We start from the raw sequence: 3,546 nt of genomic DNA on the forward strand, positions 1-3,546 counted from the left end.
GGCCGTCGCTATGTCGTCGAACCCGGCGGCGCTCGGCCGCAGTATCGGCGCTGCCCACCTGGTGATGGTGCTCGGCATCGTGGCCATCGCCGCGGCGCCGCCGCGATCGGCTGCCTGCTCGCCATGGTGCTGCCGGCGCTGCGCCGGGCCGGCACCTACGTGGCCGACATGGCGGCCCGGTCCCGCCCCACCCGGGCCGCGGCCGTGCAGCGGGCCAGCGTCGACCTCGCCCTGGTCGCCCTCGCGGTGCTCGCCTGGACCCAGCTGCGCCAGTACTCGTCGCCGCTCGCGGGGGCGGGCGGCCAGCTCGGCATCGACCCGCTGCTCGCCGCCGCGCCCACCCTCGGCGTGCTCGCCGGAGCCGTCCTCGCCCTGCGGGTGCTGCCCCCGACGACCCGGTTCGCCGAACGCTTCGTCGACCGCCGGCCGTGGACCGCCACCATGTTCGGCATGTGGCAGGCCGGTCGGCGGCCGCACGCCGGCCCGGTGCTGCTGCTCGCCCTCGCCGTCGGCGCCAGCACCCTCGCCTGGTCGCTCGTCGCCTCCTGGGAACGGTCGCAGCGGGACCAGGCCCAGCACACGGTCGGCGCCGACCTGCGGCTGACCGAGCGCAACGGCGCCGCCCCCACCGACCGCGCGGGCGCGTTGGCCGCGACGGCCGGGGTGGACCGGGCGCTGCCGGCCTGGCGGGACGAGATCCGGGTCGGCCGGGACTCCCGGCCCGCCACCGTCGTGAGCCTCGACGCGGCGGCGGCCACCGGGATGCTCCGGCTGGACGACGCCGACGGCGGGGCGTCCACCGCCGCGCTGCTCGACCGGCTGGCCGGACAGCGGCCCACCGCCGCCGGGATCGTCCTCCCGGCCGGCGCGCACACCCTCTCCGGCACCGTCCGCACCCCGGTCGAGACGCCGTTCACGACCCCGCAGGTGGCCGTGAACGCGCTGCTCACCACCGACGGTGGGTCCGCCTGGCGGCTGCCGCTCGCGACGGGGGGCGGTGCCGGCCGGCCGGTGTCGTTCTCGGTGCCGCTGCCCGCGACGGGTGGCGCCCCGCTGCGGCTGGCCGGGTTCGAGGCCGACGGCGGCGAAGCGGTCGGGGTCAGCTACCGGCTGCGGATCGACCGGCTGCGGCTCACCGACGCCGCCGGTTCCGCGTTGCCGCTGCCGTTCGACGGCCGCTGGCGGGTCACCGACAGCCAGGGGCCGAAGGGCGGGGCCACGGCGGCCGGGGGCGTCGTCGACGGCACCCTGAAGGTCGAGCTGCCGGCGGGCCTGCGCGAGTACAGCCGGCAGCCCGCGGCCCGGTTCGCCGTGGTGCCCGTCGGGGACGACCCACCGGTGCCGGCCCTCGTCACGCCCGGCGTGGCGGCGGCGTTGAACCTGCACACCGGCGAGACGGTGTCGGTCTCGCTGTCCGGGGTGACGCTGCCGGTCAAGGTGGTCGGCCAGGTGAAGGCGGTGCCCGGCACCGCCGGCGACGGCCTCCTGCTGGACCTGCCCGCCGCCACCGACCTGCTGCTGCGTCAGCAGGGCACCGTCCGGTCGATGGCCGAGTGGTGGGTGCGTACCGACACCGCGGAGCACCGCGCTGCGGCGGCCGCCCTGGCCGATCTGCCCGGCACCACCCTGCTCGACCGGCGTCAGGTCGAGGCGGAGGCCGCCCGGGATCCGTACTGGCGCGGCGCCCGGACCGGGCTGCTCGCCGCCGCCCTCGGCTCGGTGCTGCTCGCCCTGGTCGGCCTCGCGGTCGACGTCTGGGCCACCGCCCGGCACCGGATGACGGAGTTCGCCGTGCTGCACACGCAGGGCGCCACCCCGCGCCTGCTGGCCCGGGCGCTCCTGGCCGAGCAGGCCTTCCTCGCCGGCATCGGGGTCGGCGTCGGCCTGCTGGTCGGCGCGGGCGTCGCGGCCACCATGGTGCCGCTGGTGATCCTCACCCAGGCCGCCGGCCGACCGGTGCCGGACGCGGCCTTCACCCTGCCCTGGACACCGGTCGGGGCGACCGCGCTCGGGTTGCTGGCGGTCGCCCTGCTGTTCAGCGCCGTCATCACCACCGGCCTCCGCCAGCGGGTGGCCGCGGTGCAGCTCCGGATCGGGGGAGAACGATGAGCCTGTTCGCGGCTCTGCGGCGGGTCCGGGCGTACGGGGGGCACTTCCTGCTCCTCGCCGTCCTGACCCTGGTCACCGCGCTGTTGATCACCGGCGTGCCGCGGGTCGCCGACCGCCTCACCGGGCAGGGGCTGCGCGAGTACGTGGCCGGCCAGCCGGTGGCCCGCCGGGACATCACCTACGCCGCCCCCGATTCGCCGTTGCCCCAGATCGGCGGCAACGCGGCGGCGGCCCGGGCGGGCGAGCTGGACGCCCTCCAGGAGCGGATGCCGCCGGCGGTCCGGGCGGCGGTGGGCGAACGCTGGTACACCGCGCGCACCGCCTTCGGCCGGCTCACCGGCGGCGACGTCCGCCCGGAGCAGGGACTGCTGGACCTGAGCCTGCGGGTCATGGACGGCATCCGGGACGCGGCCACCCTGGTCGAGGGCCGCTGGCCGGAGGCCGGGGTCACCGCGGACAAGTCGGTGGAGTTCGCGCTCGCCGACACCGTCGCGGGGCCGCTCGGGCTGCGCGTCGGCAGCCGGTACCGGATCGCCGTCCTGGACCAGGACAACAACCCGGTCGTCACCCGGAAACTGGTCCTGGTCGGGGTGTTCAAGCCGGTCGACCCGCACGGCGGGATCTGGGACGAGCTGCCCAGCATGCTGCGGCTCACCGAGCCCGAGGGGGACGGCGACCCGTACCTGCTGGTCGGGGTGACCGCGGCGCCCGGCTTCGCGGCGATGGCGTCCGTCGAGTGGCCGATCGGGTTCTCGTGGCGCTACCGGGTCGCCCCGGACCGGGTCGACGCCGAGCACCTGACCGCCACGGTCGAGGGCCTGGCCGTGATGGAGCGGTCCCGTCCGGCCGGACTCTCCTTCACCCAGGGCGTCGACATCCCGCTGCGACGCTTCGCCGAGTCGCTCGCCGCCGCCCGTACGCTGCTCGCCGTCATCGCGGCCGGACTGCTCGCCACCCTGGCCGGCCTGACCCTGCTCGCCGCCCGGCTCGCCGCGCGCCGCCGCCGGGCCGAGTACCGGCTGCTGCGCGCCCGGGGCGGCTCCACCGGCGCGGTACTGCGCCGCGGGCTCACCGAGTCGGCGCTGGTGCTGCCCCTGGCGGCCGCCGCCGGCTGGCTGCTCGGGGGGCTGTTGCCCGGCAACGAGGCCGACCCGCGCTGGGTGGTGCTCGCCGCGGTGCTGGCCACGCTGCTGCCGCCGGTCACCGCGCTCACCGCCGGCCGGGGCGGCACCGGCCGGGCCGACCTGACCACCGCCCGGGCCACCACGGTCCGGCTCACCGTCGAGGCCACCGTGCTCGCGGTGGCGGTGCTCGGGGCGTTCCTGCTGCGACGGCGGGGGCTCACCCTCGACGGGACGGTGGACCCGCTGCTGGTGTCGGTGCCGGTGCTGCTGGCGGTCGCCGCGGCGCTGCTGGCGCTGCGCGCGTACCCGTGGC

General features: G+C 77.7%; 1 protein-coding gene and 1 pseudogene. Both read left to right on the top strand.

Annotation, left to right across the window (positions count from 1 at the left end; genetic code table 11):
* Positions 1 to 2,109, top strand: a 2,109-nt coding sequence (locus ACWEVO_RS32680; RefSeq protein WP_452311301.1) for an ABC transporter permease, incomplete at its 5' end; no start/stop codon positions are given.
* Positions 2,106 to 3,546: pseudogene (locus ACWEVO_RS32685) on the top strand (FtsX-like permease family protein); the annotation flags it as partial. The gene ACWEVO_RS32680 and the pseudogene ACWEVO_RS32685, both read left to right, overlap by 4 nt.

Source organism: Micromonospora sp. NPDC003776, assembly GCF_053605645.1.